The following is a 20156-nucleotide window of genomic DNA, read 5'->3' as shown; positions in this document are numbered from 1 at the left end:
TGTAACCGAACTTTATGTAATGCCATTTTTACTTATAATTTTGTTTGTCAGTGTTTTTACAATTACTGCTATACTTGGAAGATTTTGGTGTGGATGGGCATGTCCTCAGACTATTTTTAGAGTTATATACAGAGATCTTATAGAAGGAACACTTTTAGATTTAAGAAGAATGAAAAACAAACAAAAAGAGGTTGACTACTCTAAAACAAGTAACTTTCTAAAAACAGTTGTTGCTATAGTCTTGTGGTCAATTATCTCTATAATTATTTCATCGAATTTTATCTGGTACTTTGTTCCTCCAGAAGACTTTTTTGTTTACATACAAGAGCCTATGGAGCATCTCTTTTTAATCTCATTTGTTCTCTCTACAGCTTTATTTTTAATTTATGACATGATATTTTTAAAAGAGAATTTTTGTACTTATGTTTGTCCTTACTCAAGAACACAAAATGTACTCTATGATGATGATACTAAACATGTCATTTACAATACAAATAGAGGTGGAGTGATTTATGAAAATAAGGCAAAATCTATATTTAATGTCAGTGAGTGGTCACAAAACGAAGAGTGCACAACATGTGAAGCTTGTGTTACAGTATGTCCGACACATATCGACATACGAAAAGGTTTACAGTTAGAGTGTATCAACTGTTTAGAGTGTTCTGATGCTTGTGCAACTGTGATGGGTAAACTTGATAAAGAGTCACTCATTAGCTGGGGAAGCAGTAATACAGTTATACATCAAATTAAAACATCACTTTTTTCTCCAAGAAATAGTGTCTACTTTGCTACTATACTTGGTTCGTTTATTTTAGCAGCTGTTTTTATCTCAGAAAAAGAGTACTTATTGGTTAATGTAAACAAAACAACTCAACTTTACAGAATTGATAAAAATGGCCTTGTAAACAACGGTTATGTAATGGCTATACATAACACACAAGACAGAGCGTATACTTATGATGTAAAGATTAGTGGTAATGAAAACTTTGAAATTAAGAAATTTAATCCTGTTACATTAGACGCTGATAAAAAGGCAAAAAAAGTCTTAATCATACAAAGCAAAGAAAATCTCAACTTATCTGAGAGAAAAGACACAGTACTAAAATTACAACTTACTATTTTTGCAAGAGAAGACGCTAAAGTGAAAATTACCCGAGATGTAGCTTTTATCTATCCAAGGAACGAACTAATTAAATAGCTTTCTCTAAATAGAGGGTAAATTCCGCACCCTCTATTTTATTTTTAACTTCGATTCTTCCTTCAAAACTTTTTTCGATTATCATCTTTACTAAGTATAAACCTATTCCTGTTCCACTATCTTTTGTTGAAAAGTATGGTTCAAATATCTTTTCAATATTTTTATCTTTAATACCCTTAGCATTGTCACTTATCTTTATAATACACTCAGCACTTGATGCATTCACTTCTATTTTTATCCAAGGGTTCTCTACGTTATGTAATGCTTCTGAAGCATTTGAAATGAGTGCGAGAACAACCTGAGCGAGCTCATTTTTAATGCCGTGTACTTTCATCTCCTCATATGTATTGAATTTAAGTTCAAAGTCAATATCTTTTTGTTTGAGGTCGGAGCTTAAAATAGTAATACTATTTTCAATGGCTTCTTTAACTATAAAGTCTTCTTTTTGTTTAGAGGGAACATAAAACTCTTTAAAATCATCTATAGTCTTTGAGAGAAACTGTAGCTGCTCTTCTGCTGAGTTAAATTTTTTATTGAAGTACTCACTATCCATCTTACCATTTTCATACTTCTTTTTCATATTTATTAAGATGTAAGATATATTGTTTAAAGGCTGTCTAAATTGATGTGTAATATTTCCTATCATTTCACCACTTTTTGCCATTTTTGATTGCTGTAAAAGCATGTTTTGATAATCTGTAGCTTCATTTTTTAAAAGAACGTACTTGTAAGATATGGATGTTGTAAATAGCACCGCTTCAACAGCAAATCCCATTAAAACTATATCCATATAGCCATTTTGGATAAAGTACTCTTTCATGTCAAACACAAAAAGAAAGAAACACAGTAGTGCCCATCCAACAACATAGACAATAGTAGGATACTTCCCTCTTTTTAAATTAAATATTACAGAACTAAAAAGTATTGCAAAAACTACAGTATATGGTAGATATTCAAAAAGTATATAGTGATAAAATACTGTAAGGATTACTATGTATAAGAGTAGGGTGTTAATAATGAACTCTTTATAATTGGTAATATCGGGAGTAAATTTCCCTTCATAAAAGGCTATTGCGAATAAAACAGCACTTGCTGTTGCCAAAATTAAAGAAAAATCTTGAATATAATGTGGTATGTCAAAAATAGTACTATAGGTAGCAATATAAGATAGAGAAAATACTTGCATAAAACAATAACAAATATAGATGATTTCTTTAGAATATATATACCTAATAAAGCTATAAAAAATACTCATCATCAAAATACCAAAAATAATACCGTATGCTAGTATTTCATTAGCTTCAAAGTGCAAGTTTATATCCGGTTCCAGTGAGATTGGAAATGAGATCTTTAGGTAGTTTGAATTTAAGATTTTTAATGAGTGTTTTTAATGCATCCTTTGTCATCACACTGTCTTGCCAAATGAGATTCTCTATCTCATTGTATGTAACATATCTGTTTTTATTTTTTAATAAAAGTGTAAAGAGCTCTAGTTCTTTCGTTCTTAGCTTTACTATTTGCTCATCCCTCACTAAAGTTTGATTATATATATCAAAATATGTACTACTTGAGAGGTCTACAATATTAGAAGATTCTTCATGAATACTTTGTACACATAAATTCAATGCATCATCAAAATCTTTTTCTTTAACAGGTTTTATAAGATACTTAATTAATTTTAGTTCAATAGCTTCTAAAAGATACTTAGTATCACTAAATGCAGTTATTATAATTACTTGAGTTTTTTTATCTTTGTGTCTTATTTTTTTAATAAACTCGAGACCATTTAATTTAGGCATTTGTATATCAGTAATAATAATATCGGGCTTATGTTTTTCGTATAGTTTGAGAGCACTGATAGCATCTGGTGCTTCATAAATATTATGAAAGTAGTTTTCTAAATACTCAACTCCATTCTCACGAGCGATACTGTCGTCTTCAACATATAGTATTGCTAGACTACTGTTTAATGATTTTTCCATCAAGTATTATAACCTAAATGAAAGATACTAAAATGTGCACAAATCAGCATAATTATGTGCTATTACTTTTGCATTTTATAGTAACTTTTTAAAAGCTAGAAAAAATTTGCTATTTTGTTTATTTGTACCAACTGTAACTCTTATGGCATTCATATCGTAACTATGTAAGTCTCTCACAATTATCCCTTTAGATAAAAGTTGATAGGAAATTTTAGATGAATTTTGATTTTGATTTAAATGAAAAGTCACAAAATTTGTATAGCTATTTGTTATGTTTATTTTTTGTTTTAAAGCAAAGTCTTCATAGCGATCCATCTCTTGGAAATTAAGGGAGCTAGTCTTATGTACAAATTCTTCATCTTCAAGTGCTACACTAGCCGCTTCTAATGAAAGTGTTGTGATATTAAAAGGTGGACGTAATTTATATAATTCTTTTATAATATTTTCATTTGCTACCCCGTAACCTACACGCATTCCACCAAGACCGTAGGCCTTGGAAAATGTTCCAAGGTAAATTACATTTTCATACTTTGAAACTATTAGTTTAGGGTCTACTTTTTTAGAATTATCTTTAGCTTGAGCATACTCCATATACGCGCCATCTATAACAACTAAAGTATCGCTATCTATTTTGTCTAAAAATGAGAAAAGCTCCATTGAACCTAGTGCATCCCCTGTAGGGTTATTTGGTGTACATAAGAAAATAATGTCTGGATTTTGATCTTGATAAAGAGTATAAAATTCCTCTAAGTTATGTTCTATCGAAGTTGTTTTGATAACCTCTGCACCTACATGTTTTGCATAAATTTCATACATTGCAAATGTTACACTGTTTATTAGAATTTTAGAATTTGCATTGGCTTTAGAATGCATTATAAACTCTATAACCTGATCACTTCCAGAGCCTATAATTATATTTTCTACTTCAATTTCAAATCTATTACTAAGAGCGATTTTGAGTTTTATCATAGAATCATCAGGATAAAGAGCCATACAAGAAATAATATTTACAATAGATTTTTGAACTTTTGGTGAACACCCATAAGGATTTTCATTTGAAGCTAACTTCATTATATCTTTTGATTCAATACCAAACTCTCTTACAACCAGCTCAATAGGTTTAGCAGTTTCATATGTGTTCATACTTTCTAGTTTTTTGTTAAATTTCAACCTTTATCCTTTTTTGATAAAGTTTTATTTTTATTTCTTTGTGTGATTTCCTCTAAGAAAATCATCATGCTCATTCCACTTTAGTTTATCGCAATGTTTAGTAGTAGAATATGCAAACACAAATAGAAACATATCCCAAGTTTTAAGTAAGTATTTCATAAGTATCCTTTTTTAGTTTTAGGTTTTATACCTTAGAGAAGAGGAGTATATCTACAAATGGTGTTCATTTAGTGGCTTCGTAAAAATAAAAAATTTAATCATCTCAGAGTATTGATTTTAAACTAAAGTAAAGAAATTTTTATAAACAATAATTACTTTTTTTAAAGCTATGTTTATTTCGCTTATACTAACTATACTTCCATAATTTAATAATCAAAAGGAAGCACTTTATGTATACAGTACAAATGGAACAAGAATGTGGATGTTTTAAAAAAAGTGAATACTCAAACAATAATTCATTCCAAACTCAGCAGGATGCATATAATTATGCAAATATTGTAGCCGAATTTATGAATGAAGAATTTTGTAGTCAACATACTTTTTATTCTGAAATAGCTGAAAATAATACCTTTGTAATTAGAGTGGCTATAAATGCTACTTCTGTCTCTGGTTGTAGTACGGGTGTCAGTTGTGATGTTGGTTGTGAATCTACTGATGACTGGACTCTTGAATCTACTGATACGGCTAATGATGAGAACTGTGGTACTGGCTGTGGCTGTTCTTAAATTGTAAGCTCTCAAGCAATGTTAAAGTATTGTTTTTATCTTTGGTTTTGCCTCTGTCGCGTACGTTTCTAAAATAAGGAAGATATATGAAAGTAATAGAACAAACCTCTGGGACTGTAGGAACGCTTAGTGATCTAGCAAAATTGGCAAACTACTCACTAATGGATACTCTTAACTGTGATCCTGAAGCCAAAGCAAATGGAGTTGATCATTCTCCTCGAGAAGTCTTCACCGGACACTATGTCCCTGTGAATCCAACGCCAATTAAAGACCCACAGTACATTGCGCACAGTAAGAACTTTTTTAGCGAACTAGGCTTTTCTGATACTTTGGCAGAATCGGCCGATTTCGTTCGTATGTTCTCTGGCGATATGAGTCAGGTACCAGAGCCGATGCGTCGTATAGGTTGGGCGACAGGATATGCTCTTTCTATCTACGGAACTGAATACTACCAGCAGTGCCCCTTCCAAACTGGTAATGGGTACGGTGACGGTCGAGCAGTTTCTATCCTTGAAGCTGTTATAAATGGAAAACGTTGGGAAATGCAACTTAAAGGTGGTGGTAGGACACCATACTGCCGGGGAGCTGACGGTCGTGCAGTTTTGCGTTCGAGTATCCGTGAATTTTTAGCACAGGAGCATATGCATGCGCTTGGAGTGCCAACATCACGCTCTTTGAGTTTGTATACATCAAAAACTGAGAAGGTTCAGCGACCATGGTTTCGAGATGGTTCATACTCTAAAGACCCTGAAGTAATGATAGAAGAAGCTGTCGCTATCTCGACACGAGTCGCACCTTCGTTTCTTAGAGTGGGTCAAATCGAACTTTTTGGTCGTCGTGCGCGTAAAAATGAGCACCCCAAAGCGATGGAGGAGCTCGAGATGATTGTCTTGCACTTAATCCATCGTGAGTACAGTGAGGTTATTGATACAAATTTAACTACGGCTGAAAAAGTGGTTTTACTTGCCGGTGAGTTCCGCAGTCGCCTCACATCACTTGTGGCAAATTGGATTCGTGTTGGTTACTGCCAAGGAAATTTTAATGGTGATAACTGTGCAGCAGGAGGCTATACACTTGATTACGGTCCATTCGGATTTGTAGATATGTTCGACCCTTCTTATCAGCCGTGGACGGGTGGTGGAAAACACTTCTCATTTCTTAACCAACCTCAAGCTGCCGAGCGTAATTTTAATATGTTTTGTAAAGCACTGCAACTCTTACTTGAATCACATGAAAACGAGCTACAACAACTCCAAAAGCTACAAGACGATTTCTCTAATGTCATGCAAGTTAAAATGATTGAGATGTGGACTTCTAAACTAGGTCTACAAAACTTTAATGCGACGCTATTTAATGAACTTGTAAAGCTAATGATAGCAACTTCTGTCGACTACACTATCTTCTTTCGTGAGTTATCTTGTATTCCTGAGGACATTACTCCACTGAGAAAAAGTTTCTATAAGGACATGATGCTTGATGAAGAACTTATCAAGAGTTGGTCTCTGTGGTTGGAGGAATGGAAATCAAGCATTAGCGGTTTGAATGTAGAGGAACTCTCTAAGAAGATGAAACTTGTCAACCCAAAATACAGTTTACGAGAGTGGTTCCTTGTACCTGCATATCAGCAAGCTACTGAGGGAGAGTATTCTCTCATTAAGGAGATGCAGGAAGTCATGACAAATCCATACGATGAGCAGTCCAAAGATGTAGAAAAAAAATACTATACTCTGAAGCCATCACAATTCTTTAAGGTTGCTGGTATATCCCATATTAGCTGCTCGTCGTAATTTTAAGGAGAAAGTCTTTTATATTTGTAAGTATCGTGGTAAGATATCTACATTAAAACAAAGTGAACTGATGTTATATAAGGATATTTTATGAAAGCAATAGTTGTATTGTTCACAATGGTAGGGATACTTATTGCGGGAGGTTTTGAGTCTTCTGAAGTAAAAAATGGAAATTTTCATATATATACAGTAGACAATAAAGATGCAAATATACGCCCTAAAATGATTGAAGATGCTTTGAAGTCAAATGGTTTTCTCATTGGCGAAAATGCCAATATTCAAGCTGAATTACTGCATATTTATAAAGAGGATAATTTTAAAATATACAACAATATATCTTTTTATCATAAGGATATAACACTAAAACTTCTTAATAAACACTCAGATGCTGGAGTTTTAGTACCAATGGGGATGGTGGTTTATCAGCATATTGGTGAAGATGATTTACATATAGTCGTTGTAAGAGCAGATATGCAAGCTAAAGTTATTGGAGTAAAGCCCCAAGAGTTACAAACTTTAGAAGTGGCTATTTTAAAAGTGATAACAACTCTTTTCCCAACGGCTATACATACTTATAATGATGAGAGTAAAGCGCAACCAAGAGAATTTTTAACAAAATACACACTTGATTTCAAAGATGCTGATTTTGAAGATGTTAGAGAAGAACTAGAAGAAAACTTTGAAGAAAAATTTACTAAGGCAGGTTTTGCGATGCCAAGTTACTTTGATCTTGCAGAGGGTTTGGGTAAAGACTCTCCTTATGATTTTTATGTAACATATGCGATATGTAAGATGGATGTACTAAGAGTTGTAATAAAAGTAAATCCTGAAGTACCAGTGCTAGGCCCATGCACAACAATGATATACAAGAAAAAAAATGAAAAAAAGATAGTAATGGGCTTTGCCTCAATATACAACTGGATAAGTAGTGCAAATATAGAAGATAAAGTAGCAGTGGATGGTTTGCTAGAAACACAAAGAATTTATGAAGCTATCTTAAAAGATGTGACAAAAACGAATAAGTAAATTCTCAAGTCCTCGTTATGGGAAAACAGAGGAAGTGAAGTTCTTCTAATCAATGGGTACTATTGTACAATAAGTAATAGATTGTAGAATTGCAGAATCATCAAAAATGCCAAAGGGATGGTAGTATTCGTTGAAAACCTCATGAGTGACAATGCATTTTTGGCATTATCAAGCGAAATAGAATAGCTCTCAAGCTTATCTTGGTCTTCTTGATTTAGCTTGTTACATATAACATTCATTTCCTCTGTTTCATAGAATGAAGACCACTCTTTTACTTGCCCGCTGTACTGTCTTGCTATCTTGTCATTTTTCATAAATAGCTTCCAATAATAATCTTTGAGAAAGAAGCTGGTTGTTCCAAATATTATCATAGTTGACAATATCAAAGCAACACTATCTCCTAAAGTTGGAGTGTCTCCAGTTGAGAACAAGTACGTAAGGTATGCTAAAAGTGCGGTAGGTATAAATATAATTAAAGTGTGTTGATACTTTTTTACTATACCAAATCCCTCAATGTTAAGATTGCGTTCTCTATTCTCGTCCACTTCTGTATTTATCTTGCTCATCTGCTTCTCCAATATAATTTATGTATTTTACAGAGTTTTTTAACTTCTGTCCAAGAATCTGATAAATTGGCATAAATAATAGTAAAGTAGTAGCTAATATACTCTGAATTTCACTTATCTTTTTCATAATAATTTTTTTATGTATGTTGTTTTCTCAAGTTAGGTAGTAGTTAAAAAATAAATATTAGTTATTTCATATTCTGTTACCCCAATATATGATATATTTATAAGATTATTTTATAAGATCTAAAGAATAGTTTTCTGTAGCCATACCGCTACTTTAGTAGTAGAGTATGCAAACACAAACATATTTTAAGTTTTAAGTAAATATTTTATAGGTGTCTTCTTATTAGTCGATATTAATATTAGAATAAATTATTGTTACAATCTTTTGTATGTAAAAAGGAAATTTTAATGTCAAATACTATTGAGACTCTTTTAGAAGAAAATGAAAAACTAAAGCATAAGATTGAACAATTTACAGGACTACTGGATTCTATTCCAGATCCAGTCTTTATGAAAGATGATGATTTACGTTGGATTTATGGTAATCCAGTTATCCTTAACCTTTATGGAATTGATCCAGATAACTATATGGGTAAAACAGAAGATCAGTTGTTGCCAGCAGAGTTTGCGGAATCGTGTATGGAAAGTGACAAACAAGCAGTAAAGGCTCGTGGTGTAACTAAATCTACAGAACGAGCACGAGATGAATTTGATAAAATCCATTTCTACGAGGTGTTTAAGGTGCCTTTTTATCAAAAAGATGAAAAGTTTAGAGGCCTCATCGGTGTAGGTCGGGACATTACAGAACGAAAAGAAGTTCAAGAAAAGCTCGAAGAGGCAAATGTTAAATTAGAAGAAGAACTAACTATTCGTCGTAAGCTTGAGAAAGAGAATGCACTTCAAAAGAAGATTATGCAACAGCAAAGTGAACTCGCTTCCAAATCTGAAAAACTTGTACAAATTAATAGAGAATTAGAAGAAGAAAATAAACAGCGTCAAAAATTAGAAGAACAGTTACGTGTATTGGCGAATACTGATTCTTTAACTGGCTTGAGTAATCGCCGTCATACAATGAATCTTGCTAATTTAGAGTTTGAACGAAGCGGACGTACTAGTAACTCACTTACCCTATTAATGATAGACTTAGATCTCTTTAAATGTATAAACGACACCTATGGTCACCAAGCAGGAGATCAAGTTTTAATATCTTTTGCAAAGTGCTTAAAAGACAATCTTCGTAAAATAGATATAGTTGGGCGAATTGGTGGAGAAGAATTTATGGTGCTGTTCTCAGGAGATACAAAAGAACAAGTAGAAGTAGTGATAGAAAAACTACATGTAGCTACGAGAGCTATTGTAATTCCTAATACTGATATCTCGCTATCAATGAGTGTTGGAGTGTATCAATTAGAAAACTATAAAATAGGATTAGAAAAGGCAACTGCAAGTGCTGATGATGCACTTTACCTTGCAAAGGAAAATGGTCGTAACAGAACTGAATGGGTATAACAATCTCTTTAGTACAAAAGATGTTAGATTCTAAGGTTTTCATTTGGCTTGCTCCAAGGTTCCTGTCAAGCCAAATTTTGTTTATATACAGTAATACTACAGTTGTGATAGAAATTAATGGTAAAATCAATTACTTTTACTTTTTTACAAAGGATTTATCATGCTAAAAGCTTACCTTGCCTTAACCCTATTCGTTTTAACTCTACCTTTATTTTCTGACTCTTCTTATGATGGAATAAAAGTAGGTCCATTCAAAATAGGTGGAGCCTTAAGAGCCAATTATGTGATAGGGGACTATGTTCTTTCTTCATCAGCTTATTCGGGTGCAGACAGAGGCGCCAAGTGGGGTGATGTTGAGCTAGATACTGTTCGTATCAACATTGATATTGAAGAGGGTTCCTATATTGGAAAATTTGAATACCGTTGGTATAATGGCTATAGCTTTATCCATACAGCCTGGTTAGGTTATAAATTTGAAAAGGGTAATCAGCTTGAAGTAGGTATTACCCGTGTACCTTTTGGTCCTGGAGATTATGGTATATCCAATAGCTGGTTTTTTGATCAGCACTATTATGTAGGCTTAAGTGATGACATGGACTTAGGGATTAAATATACCTCCTCTTTTGGGAATCTTACACTTGATTTTGCTTATTTTTATAATGGCGGAACAAATGGCATTGGTTCTTCGAATCAAGGAGCTAGATATGGATATGATATAGCCTTATGGGAAAGCAGTATTCAAAATGATGGGACAATCTCTGCTTCTGACCTAAATGGTTGGGAAGAAAAGCATCAATTGAACTTCAGAGCAATCTATGACTTTACGCATACAAAGCTAGGTCTTTCTTTTCTTTATGGAGGTCTAGAAGGCACCCAAGCTAACGATGCTACACGCTTAGCACTTTCTGGACATATGCAGAATTTTTGGAATAATTTTACACTACAAACCCAACTCACATGGTATGATATGGATATTGATAAACAAAACTTACTCAATACTGACGGTCTCATTCCTGCAGGTGGTTTTGATTTTACCTGGCCTATTGCAAGTAAAGCTTGGATATCCTCGATCTCTTTGAATTATAAAATACAAACTCCCGGTTTAAGTTGGCTTGATTATATGCTACCTTATATTGAATACAGTTCCATAATCAAAAAAGACGGGGCACAAAACAATTCTGATTTATTCGTTTTAGGATCAGCTTGGTCACGAGGGAACTGGTATATCTATACCGATTTAGCTTATTCTAATGGTAACTTATTTGTGGGTGATCTAGGCGATGACTATACAAATGTTTATAAGGGTGTAGGCGATTTTGGTGCCAATGGAAATGACCATTGGAATTACCGATTAAATCTTAATATTGGATACTACTTTTAGTCTATTCCTTAGGTATTTACTTCTAAGGATTCGTCTATCACAGTATTTCCAATAATCTCTTCTATGAAGTGCTCTTGTTCAACCTCTTCAATACGATCACTCACTGAATCTTCAATATACTGCTCTTCAGAAAAACCTACATATAGGGCATAAATAATAAACAATATGACAATAGCAAAAGGAAGTGCTGTAGAGATAGCAACTGACTGTAAGGTACTCAGACCCCCGCCTAAAAGTAAAACAGCGGCTATAACACCTTCTAGTATGGCCCAAAAAATTCTTTGTGCTGTTGGCGAAGTAAGTTTACCCCCTGAAGTTAAATGGTCAATAACCAATGAACCAGAATCCGAAGAAGTTACAAAAAAGACTGCTACAAGAATAATCGCGATAAAAGAAGAGACTTCAGCAAAGGGATAACTTTTCAAAAATACAAACATCCCTGTAGAAACATCTTCTTTCACTGCCACAACAAGGTTTACTCCATCATGCATTTGCGCATACAGTGCAGCAGAACCAAAAACTGACATCCAAAGAAAAGAAAGAAGTGTAGGAATCAAAATAACGCCAAATATAAACTCTTTTACAGTACGTCCTTTAGAAATACGTGCAATAAACATCCCTACAAAAGGAGACCAAGAAATCCACCATGCCCAGTAAAATATAGTCCAACTTTGTTGCCAATCCGTCCCTTTAAAAGTTTCTGTCCAGAAACTCATTTCAGGCAACTCTGTAATATAAAAGCCCAAACTTTGTGTAAATGCACCTAAAATATAAGAGGTAGGTCCAATGATAATAACAAAAGCCATAAAAATTGCTGCAAGATACATATTGGCTGAACTTAAGTATTTTACTCCTCGATCAAGTCCGGTAAAGACAGACACGGTCGCAATAGCTGTAATTATCGCAATAAGCATCACTTGAATTTCTGTACTTATCGTTATATCAAAAAGGAAATTAAGACCTGCATTAATTTGCTTGACACCCAATCCTAGGGAAGTTGCAATACCTATCATGGTTGCAAGTACAGAAAGGGTATCAATAAGATTACCCCAAAAGCCATAAATTTTGTTTCCGAGAATAGGATAAAAAATAGAGCGGATAGTCAAAGGAAGTCCTCGGTTGTAAGTAAAAAAAGCAAGTCCTAGTCCGACCAAAGCATAAATTGCCCAAGGGTGCAATCCCCAATGAAAAAAGGTTACAGTTAATGCTGCCTGTGCAGACTCAGGGGTCTGTGCCAAAACAGAAGAAAACATGGGAGAAGGAGAAGCGTAATGAAACATGGGTTCACCCACACTCCAAAACATTAGCCCAATTCCCATACCTGCACTTAACAACATAGCAAACCATGCCGGGGTAGAAAATTCTGGCATGGCGTTCTTCCCACCAATACGAATATTACCAAAACGGCCAAAAGCAAAATAGAGTGCAGCTATCACATAAAGATTTGCCACTAAAATAAAAAACCAACCTGCGCCACGTGTAATAGTACTAAGTAATGAAGAAAAAAATTCTTTTGATTCTGTTTGATACATCATAGTTAAGACAATAAAAGTCATGAGGATAGCTACAGAAAAGAAGGTTACTTGTGGGTGTATGTCCAAACCATATTTTTTCCAGTTATTTTCGCCAGTAACATGTTTGTCGTGATCGTCATAGATAGAAACCGTAGGCAAAATTTGAAGTCCAAAAAAACGGTCACGATTTTTTATAGCCTTTTTTCTTGCTTCTTGTTCAGCTTTTTTTATCTTTTGGAGTAAACTTCTTTTGGAAACCATCTCTTCTTTACTTAATCCGTCCATTTGTTTTCCTTAAACTGTAGCTAATGTCTTCATTCTAACAGAGAATTGATAAGAACACAAGCGAAATTTTAGTTGGGAGCATTATAAAAGACAGATATCATGCTCATGATGGAAATTTTCTACTAGTTCCTACAAATTCCATTGAAACTGAAGAAAGAGAGATATAGCTTTATTTACTAATATACATCATAATTGCAAATGTTTATTTGATTATAAAGTAAGTGTTCATAGATGGTTTTATAGTATTTCAGGCTAAGAAGAACGATTAAAAGAGTGGCAGTATATAGGCAGTTCAATCTGCCTGTTTAGCATATAAAATGGCGGATTTTTGCTCGTCTTGCTTGGAAGTCTCTTGTGTTAGTATAAAATAGTTTGATTCTGGATAGTTATTTTTTATTTTTTGCTAATTCTCTCATATCTATGTTTTTATCAAATTCATCTACTATCTCTTTACCCAATAGTGTTTCAATCGCATCTTCTAAGGTAACAATACCCTCGGTTTGATCGTAATTATCAACGACTATAAACATATGTTCTTTTTTTGTAATAAACATATCTAATAACTTTGATACAGGTATATTTTCATTTATTTTAAATACTGGTTTAATAAGCTTATTTTGTACTTTTCTATTCTCTTTAGTATATTCGTAAAAATATTCTTTAGAGAAAATTATTCCAACTATATTATCAATATTTTCCTCATAAATTGGAACTCTTGAGTATTCTTTTAGTTTTGATAAATTCAATATAACATCACTATTTTTATCAAAGCTTTTTTCAAGGTTCTCTTTACTTAGGCAAAACATTACACTTCTTGGTGTATGAATATCTTTTACTTTAATCTTGTTAAGGGCTAATATATTTTCAATAATTAGGGAGTCATTCTCTTTTAAAAGTCCTGCTTCTTCACCTAGTGAAACTGTCGCTTCAAGTTCCTCTTTAGATATATTTTTAAAAGAACTATCTTTAGGAGAGATTAGTGTTGTGATATGTTTCATAATAGTAAGCAAAGGGTAGGTTATTATAATAAGTACATTGATTAATCTAGCACTTATACCACTCAAATCTTTCCAATAATACGCCCCAATAGTTTTAGGAATAATCTCGGAAAATATTAAAATGAGTAGAGTTAAAAAAGCAGATATATAAAACATATACTCTTCACCAAATATTTTAACAGCTTCAGCACCAACACCAGCTGCACCTAATGTGTGAGCAAATGTATTTAAAGTAAGAATCGCACCTATAGATTTCTCTATATCTTTTTTTTGATTTTTTAATAAAGTAGCAGTTTTAGGTTTGGTATTTTTTATAGATGCAATATATGCTGGAGTTAAAGATAGCAAAACTGATTCAAGTATTGAACATAAAAAAGAGATACCAACAGCAATAAAAAAATAAAGAATTAGTAACATTTGACCTCTTTTGTATATAAATAATTTATATATTCATACATTTTACCAATATATAGATAAATATCCAAAGTGACTTATAACTATTTAAATTTTAAAGATAATTTTCTTAGTATAGAAAGCTTGTACTAAAACAAACTCCATATAAATACCAATCCAAGTCTTACACTGAGTATCTTTTAAAATACTCATACCTTCCGACATCGTTTTCTGAAAGTTTGCAGTGCTTCTTGATGATTTCCACGTGTATATAAGCGCATCAAGGTTTTATCGTATGTAATGTTACTATATGGTGAATTAAACATTATCTTAACTCCATTTTCTGTAGTATGATGTATTTACATACTTCTATACTAAATAAAGAGTTCAATGAACAAACTGGAGAACAAGTATTACATTTGAAGTTTGTTCGAAATTAAAGAATAATTGAAAAGGTGGTAGCATATAGGCAGTTGAATCTGCCTATTTAGTATAAAAAGAGGAAATTACATCGATAAATAAGGTTCTAAAACTTCTGGAATATCTATACTTCCATCTTCATTTTGGTAATTTTCCATAATAGCTACGAGAGTTCTACCAACAGCAAGAGAGCTACCGTTAAGGGTATTTACAAAGCTATTTTTCTTTCCATCTTTATAACGGATTTTTGCTCGTCTTGCTTGAAATTCTCTTGTATTTGAGATAGAAGAGATTTCGCGGTATTGGTTTTGACCTGGTAACCAAACTTCTATATCTGTTGTGTATGCAGCAGAGAAACCTAAGTCCCCTGTACAAAGATTTACTATACGATGTGGTAATTCAAGTGCTGTGAGAATATCTGATGCACATGATACCATCTCATCGAAGATTGTTTCACTATCTTCCGGTTTTGATAGGGCTACTAACTCAACTTTATGAAATTGATGTTGTCTTATCATTCCCCTCGTGTCACGTCCAGCAGCACCTGCTTCTTTTCTAAAACACGATGTGTAGGCTGTCATTTTTTTAGGAAGTTCGTTTGCTGCTAGAATCTCATTTTGGTAAAGATTTGTAACTGGAACTTCAGCTGTTGGAATTAGGAAAAGTTCTTGACCCTCCATTTTATATAAATCATCTTCAAATTTTGGAAGTTGACCAGTACCTTCTAGTGCTGTACGATTTACAAGGGCAGGTACACTTACTTCATTAAAACCTCTATCAGAATTGAAGTTAAGCATAAAGTTTATGAGAGCACGTTCAAGTTTTGCACCCATACCAAAAGAAACAGAAAAACGACTAGTTGCTAGTTTAACACCACGTTCAAAGTCTATCCATCCATTTTGTTCTGCAAGTTCCCAGTGCTCTTTAGGAGTAAATGAAAACTCTTTAGGAGTAAGAACACGTTTAAGTTCAATGTTGTCTTCTTCATCTTTACCATTGGGAACTGAATCATCGGGGACATTAGGAATGGTCATTGCCATTGATTCAAGTTCTTCTTGCTTTTGTCTTTGAATATCAAGTACTTTTGTGATTTCTATTTTATTTGCATCCACTTTAGCCTTAAGCTCAGCAATATCTTTGCCTTCTCGCTTATAAATACCAAATTCTTTACTCATAGAATTTTGAAGTGCTTGGAGTGCTTCAAAGTTCTTTTTTGCAATTTTTAATTCTTCATTTTTTGTTTTTAAATTTTCAAGTAAAGAAGCATCAACACCTTTTCTCATGAGCTTTGCACTCATGCTCTCAAAATCTTTTTGGAGTAGTTTTAAATCAATCATTATGTTCCTTATTTATACTAATATATCGTGAGCGAGCTGAAATTGGTTCGCTGTCATGAGGTGAAGTTTTGGGTGAAGTTGCTTTAAGTCATCGAAAAGATTTTTACTTAATTCAAATCCAACTTTATACTCTTCTTCAGGGCTTCGTGTATTTGCAACGCGAAGTTTTTCTATCCAAATATCTGGAACATTGATTCCTGGAACATGTGCAGATAAAAATTGAGCTGTACGAAGCTTTGTTATGGGAAATAGTCCTAAAATAAGTTCAGCACTTTTATTTTCGCTGCAACATTCTTTTTTTGCATTTTCAATTAGTTCTAAAAGTAGTTTAGCATTTTCAAGGCCATATACTGGTTGTGTAATGATTCCCAATGCTCCATTTTTAATCTTTTTTTGCATTTTCTTTTGAAGTGTTTTAGGGTTCTTTGCATATGAATTGATGACGGCAAAAGGGTATATCTCTTTTGGTTTATGCACAAAAGGTTTTCCTGCATAATTCATCCCAGAATTAAAAGCAGAGATAATTTCTAAAAGGAGAGAGCTATCTGCCTCAAAAACACCTTTTGAATGAGGTTGATCCGAACGTGTCGCGGGATCTCCTGTTAATGCTAGTATAGCCCTAACATCAACTTCATTAGCACCTAACAAATCAGATTGCAAAGCAATCTTGTTTCTATCTCGCATACTCATTGTCGCGATTACAGGTTTGTTAAATCTTTCTTGAAGCATCTTTGCAGCAAATAAGGCGTTGTATTTTAACTTTGCCAAAGGATTGTCTGTCGTTGAAAAAGCATCAACGAGATTTTCTAAACCAAGCGCTTCAATTTTGTCTATGGTTGGAGCAAATTGTGGCGAATGACCCGGTGTAGTTTCTAGTGTTATATATGTATCGTTTTGTAGTTTATGTATAAGTGTAGTAAACAAAAAAAATCCTAGGAATATGTATAAGTTCGTAATTATAACAAAATATATAGCTAGTTTAATTTAGCCATTTTTTTAAGTTCAATTATGAGTTCTTTTTGTCTTTCATAAACGTATTGTAAAACTATATCTAGATCGTGGGAGTCTTGGTCTAAGTCACAGACTATTTTGTAATGATTAGATTCATCAATCTTTGTTACTACGATAATATTTGCAGAAAGATGCAACTGCAAATAACCATCCTCTGAGGCTTTATCTAATATATTAAAAACCAAAGATACCTTGTTCTTTTCAAGTATCGGTATTTTTGGTATATGTTTTACTCTAATAGCAATTGATTTGATAGATATATCTAAAATAAAACCATTGACTATTTTTCCAGATGTATTAACAACTATGGGTATTTTTATTGGAGTTGTAACTCTTGCATATTCTCTAGAATTCGCATTTGTTTTTAAAAATCTAAAGTTCTCTAAGACAGCTACTCTTTTACTTAGATTTATTTGTTTTACTTCGGCATAGATGTCCTGAGAAAAAGTATCAGACTGGATAACAGTTGCTTTTTCAAGGTTAAGAATAACACCTTGGAGTGCTTCAAAACTTATATATACATGTTCCTCAGTGACTTTTAGTATTTTAGAAGAGCTATTAATTACAAGGCCATTATAAATATTGAGTATCTTAAATGTAAGTTTTTCCTGATACGCATCATCAAGTAAGCTTTTAGCATTTACTTCTCGGTTTGGATTGCTAAAATGCTTGATATAACTATCGTTGTTTAGATTTTCTTTGAGATCTCCATTTTCAATTTGATTAAGGGTGGTAAGTACCGTACTAAATTCATGATTTTTAAGCGAAACTGTAAATAAATCTATATTTATTCTGTTGTCTGTAGTATTTATATGGTTTAAAATTTTCTTATGAAAATACTCCGTCATTACATTAAGTTGTTCAAAAGTCATATCCTCAAAACATACAACATAAAAATGTTTTTCTAGTTGTGCAAAAATAAGCTTATTTTCTAAAATTGATTCCATAAATAATAACATCTCAAGTAAGACATCTTCAAACTCAACTACTTTGTATTGCGTAAGTAAATTTTTGATATTCTGTATGTTAATGGTAAGAAGACCCAGTTCTTTATAGTTTACATTTCTTTGTAATATATTTTCTTTTAGTAATTCTATAAACGCGAAGCGACTTGAGAGCAAGCTAAGCTTTTTCCCTTGTGTATTGTTTTTATCAATGTAGATTATTGTTTCATTGTCGGATGCACTTACACTTTTGAAGATATATTTATTTTGTGTATTTGTATTATCTTGAACATGAAGAGTAATACTAGTATTGTTTGTGAGAAGTGTTTTAATGTCTACTTGAGAGAGAATATCTAATTCAAAAAGACTGTTGTCTTGAGATGAAAATAAACCTAGCAAAGACTGACTTACAAATATAAGGTGTGAGTTCTGATAGATAATGAAATTCTGAGTTTGAAGTTTTAGATGTCCTATCCAACGTTCTAAATTGTTTTGTATAAATATTTCTCTATCTGTCTTAATTTTAGTAATGGTTTTTTCTATATTTTGATTATGTGTAATAATAGATTTTGTTTCTAATAAAAAAGTTAACTGGAATAGTAGCAGAGTATAGTTTTTAGGAATAATAAAATAGATAAGAGAATGTTTTCTTTTTTTAAATAGATTTACTAATTTTTTTGAAATTTCTTTATCTGCTTGATATAATTCAATAATATAAATATCAAAGTCATCGATTATCTGAATAGTCTCGATTTCTAGAGTTACACTTTTCTTGAAGGCTTGAAGTAGTTCTTGTTGGTGGGGATATGATGATGACTTAGAATATAAATAGCATAAACTCAAATAAATCCTTTTAAATTAAATGTATTATAGCAAATAAAAAAGCTATGAAACGGGTATAATTCCATCATAATAATATAAGAGAGAAAATACATGTTAAAACTAGCGGTTTTTGATTTCGATTCTACACTTATGGATGGTGAAACAATCGATTTTTTTGCGGATGAACTAGGAATTGGTGAAGAGGTAGCGAAAATTACAGAAGAGGCTATGAGTGGTAGACTTGATTTTTTTGAATCACTGCAACAAAGAGTAGGACTTTTAAAAGGGCTTGATTACTCAGTGGTGAAGAAGATCAGCGAGAATCTTCCCTATATGCCAGGCGCACGAGAAACAATTGCAGAGCTTAAAGAAAGAGGAATAACAGTAGTTTGTTTCTCCGGTGGTTTTCGCTCAGCAACAGGCTATGCAAAAGACATCTTAGGCTACGATGCAGATTTTTCAAATGTTTTACACGAAAAAGATGGGAAATTGACTGGTTTGGTTGGTGGAGACATGATGTTTAACTATTCTAAAGGGGATATGCTCCAAAGATTGCAAAATATTCTTGGAGTAAGCGAAGAAGAAACATTAGTATGTGGCGACGGAGCAAATGATCTTTCGATGTTTGCGCATGCTGGAACTAGAGTGGCTTTTTGTGCAAGAGAGATTCTTGAGAAAGAAGCAAATATAATTATAAAAGATAAAGATTTAACACAGATATTGGAGAAAATTTAATGTTAGAAAGCACAGTATGGAGACAGTATAACGAGGACAATAACTTTCGTGAACTTTTAGCCGAGTTTACGCATATAGATAGTATAAATTTAATTGAAGATGAAAAAGAACTTTATGGAGTACTTAAAGCTAAGTTAACGAAAAAAGAGTTAAAGCTCTTTGCAATGGATAGTGCGAAACTTGATGATGCAAAATTGAAGGAAGCCTTTTCGTATACTGATGAAGAGTTAGAACAAGCAAAGTTTAAACTATATAAGAAATTTAAACAAGACAAAACTCGTTTGAGCTTTCGTCTACAAGAATCGTAAAATATACACAATTCTTACACAATTTAGCGTTAGAATAGC

The 20156-nt window shown here is 32.8% G+C and carries 19 protein-coding genes; 8 read left to right on the top strand and 11 right to left on the bottom strand.

Going from position 1 to position 20156, the window contains the following annotated elements:
• Positions 1–1198: cytochrome c oxidase accessory protein CcoG (gene ccoG, locus ACI9TV_RS05230; protein ID WP_415249712.1), on the top strand; the 1198-nt coding region annotated here is incomplete at its 5' end.
• Here ccoG and ACI9TV_RS05225 read toward each other — a convergent pair.
• From ACI9TV_RS05225 to ACI9TV_RS05210, 4 genes are all read right to left on the bottom strand, one after another.
• Entirely contained in the window at positions 1191–2510 is a 1320-nt protein-coding gene (locus ACI9TV_RS05225; protein WP_415249711.1) for an ATP-binding protein, read from the bottom strand. The two genes, ccoG and ACI9TV_RS05225, sit on opposite strands and share 8 nt — an antisense overlap.
• Positions 2500–3180, bottom strand: coding sequence for a response regulator transcription factor (locus tag ACI9TV_RS05220; RefSeq protein ID WP_415249710.1), 681 nt, complete (start codon positions 3178–3180; stop codon positions 2500–2502). Before ACI9TV_RS05220 ends, ACI9TV_RS05225 begins: the two co-directional genes overlap by 11 nt.
• A gap of 75 nt (positions 3181–3255) precedes the next feature.
• The gene (gene hisC, locus ACI9TV_RS05215; protein ID WP_415249709.1) at positions 3256–4350 is read right to left on the bottom strand and encodes a histidinol-phosphate transaminase; all 1095 of its coding nucleotides are present in this window, start codon (positions 4348–4350) and stop codon (positions 3256–3258) included.
• 30 nt (positions 4351–4380) lie between these two features.
• Complete coding sequence (locus ACI9TV_RS05210) at positions 4381–4509, bottom strand: hypothetical protein (RefSeq protein ID WP_415249708.1); 129 nt, start codon at positions 4507–4509, stop codon at positions 4381–4383.
• A gap of 230 nt (positions 4510–4739) precedes the next feature.
• Between ACI9TV_RS05210 and ACI9TV_RS05205 the strand changes: the two genes are divergently transcribed.
• The 3 genes from ACI9TV_RS05205 to ACI9TV_RS05195 all read left to right on the top strand — a co-directional run bounded on the left by ACI9TV_RS05205 (position 4740) and on the right by ACI9TV_RS05195 (position 7888).
• Entirely contained in the window at positions 4740–5075 is a 336-nt protein-coding gene (locus ACI9TV_RS05205) for a hypothetical protein (protein WP_415249707.1), read from the top strand.
• Positions 5076–5161: 86 nt separating this feature from the next.
• Positions 5162–6862, top strand: coding sequence for a protein adenylyltransferase SelO (locus tag ACI9TV_RS05200; protein WP_415249706.1), 1701 nt, complete (start codon positions 5162–5164; stop codon positions 6860–6862).
• A gap of 90 nt (positions 6863–6952) precedes the next feature.
• Positions 6953–7888, top strand: coding sequence for a DUF302 domain-containing protein (locus tag ACI9TV_RS05195; RefSeq protein WP_415249705.1), 936 nt, complete (start codon positions 6953–6955; stop codon positions 7886–7888).
• Between the two features lie 59 nt (positions 7889–7947).
• On the opposite strand, the gene ACI9TV_RS05190 is transcribed toward ACI9TV_RS05195, so the two are convergent.
• Both ACI9TV_RS05190 and ACI9TV_RS05185 read right to left on the bottom strand, forming a co-directional pair.
• Positions 7948–8454 (bottom strand): hypothetical protein, encoded by a 507-nt coding sequence (locus ACI9TV_RS05190; protein ID WP_415249704.1) that lies wholly within the window; start codon positions 8452–8454, stop codon positions 7948–7950.
• The gene (locus ACI9TV_RS05185; RefSeq protein WP_415249703.1) at positions 8420–8581 is read right to left on the bottom strand and encodes a hypothetical protein; all 162 of its coding nucleotides are present in this window, start codon (positions 8579–8581) and stop codon (positions 8420–8422) included. Before ACI9TV_RS05185 ends, ACI9TV_RS05190 begins: the two co-directional genes overlap by 35 nt.
• Positions 8582–8868: 287 nt before the next feature.
• On the opposite strand from ACI9TV_RS05185, the gene ACI9TV_RS05180 reads away from it, so the two are divergent.
• Together ACI9TV_RS05180 and ACI9TV_RS05175 are read left to right on the top strand one after the other, a co-directional pair.
• Complete coding sequence (locus ACI9TV_RS05180; protein ID WP_415249702.1) at positions 8869–9969, top strand: diguanylate cyclase; 1101 nt, start codon at positions 8869–8871, stop codon at positions 9967–9969.
• 160 nt (positions 9970–10129) lie between these two features.
• The gene (locus ACI9TV_RS05175; RefSeq protein WP_415249701.1) at positions 10130–11350 is read left to right on the top strand and encodes a hypothetical protein; all 1221 of its coding nucleotides are present in this window, start codon (positions 10130–10132) and stop codon (positions 11348–11350) included.
• A gap of 8 nt (positions 11351–11358) precedes the next feature.
• Here the strand turns inward: ACI9TV_RS05175 and ACI9TV_RS05170 are convergent, their stop codons facing one another.
• The 5 genes from ACI9TV_RS05170 to ACI9TV_RS05150 all read right to left on the bottom strand — a co-directional run bounded on the left by ACI9TV_RS05170 (position 11359) and on the right by ACI9TV_RS05150 (position 19095).
• Positions 11359–13149 (bottom strand): BCCT family transporter, encoded by a 1791-nt coding sequence (locus ACI9TV_RS05170; protein WP_415249700.1) that lies wholly within the window; start codon positions 13147–13149, stop codon positions 11359–11361.
• A 386-nt stretch (positions 13150–13535) separates the two neighbouring features.
• Positions 13536–14564, bottom strand: coding sequence for a CNNM domain-containing protein (locus ACI9TV_RS05165; protein ID WP_415249699.1), 1029 nt, complete (start codon positions 14562–14564; stop codon positions 13536–13538).
• 482 nt (positions 14565–15046) lie between these two features.
• Positions 15047–16297, bottom strand: coding sequence for a serine--tRNA ligase (gene serS, locus ACI9TV_RS05160; RefSeq protein WP_415249698.1), 1251 nt, complete (start codon positions 16295–16297; stop codon positions 15047–15049).
• Between the two features lie 12 nt (positions 16298–16309).
• Positions 16310–17221 (bottom strand): methylenetetrahydrofolate reductase, encoded by a 912-nt coding sequence (locus ACI9TV_RS05155; protein WP_415249697.1) that lies wholly within the window; start codon positions 17219–17221, stop codon positions 16310–16312.
• Positions 17222–17271: 50 nt separating this feature from the next.
• The gene (locus ACI9TV_RS05150; protein WP_415249696.1) at positions 17272–19095 is read right to left on the bottom strand and encodes a PilZ domain-containing protein; all 1824 of its coding nucleotides are present in this window, start codon (positions 19093–19095) and stop codon (positions 17272–17274) included.
• A gap of 90 nt (positions 19096–19185) precedes the next feature.
• On the opposite strand from ACI9TV_RS05150, the gene serB reads away from it, so the two are divergent.
• Together serB and ACI9TV_RS05140 are read left to right on the top strand one after the other, a co-directional pair.
• Entirely contained in the window at positions 19186–19809 is a 624-nt protein-coding gene (gene serB, locus ACI9TV_RS05145; protein ID WP_415249695.1) for a phosphoserine phosphatase SerB, read from the top strand.
• On the top strand, positions 19809–20117 hold the full coding sequence (locus ACI9TV_RS05140) for a hypothetical protein (protein ID WP_415249694.1): 309 nt from the start codon (positions 19809–19811) through the stop codon (positions 20115–20117). Before serB ends, ACI9TV_RS05140 begins: the two co-directional genes overlap by 1 nt.
• Positions 20118–20156: the final 39 nt, after the last annotated feature.

This window comes from Sulfurimonas sp., from assembly GCF_047622445.1.
Lineage (GTDB): Bacteria > Campylobacterota > Campylobacteria > Campylobacterales > Sulfurimonadaceae > Sulfurimonas.
Note: the sequence above shows the minus strand (reverse complement) of the source record. Positions and strands in the feature narration are given on the sequence as shown.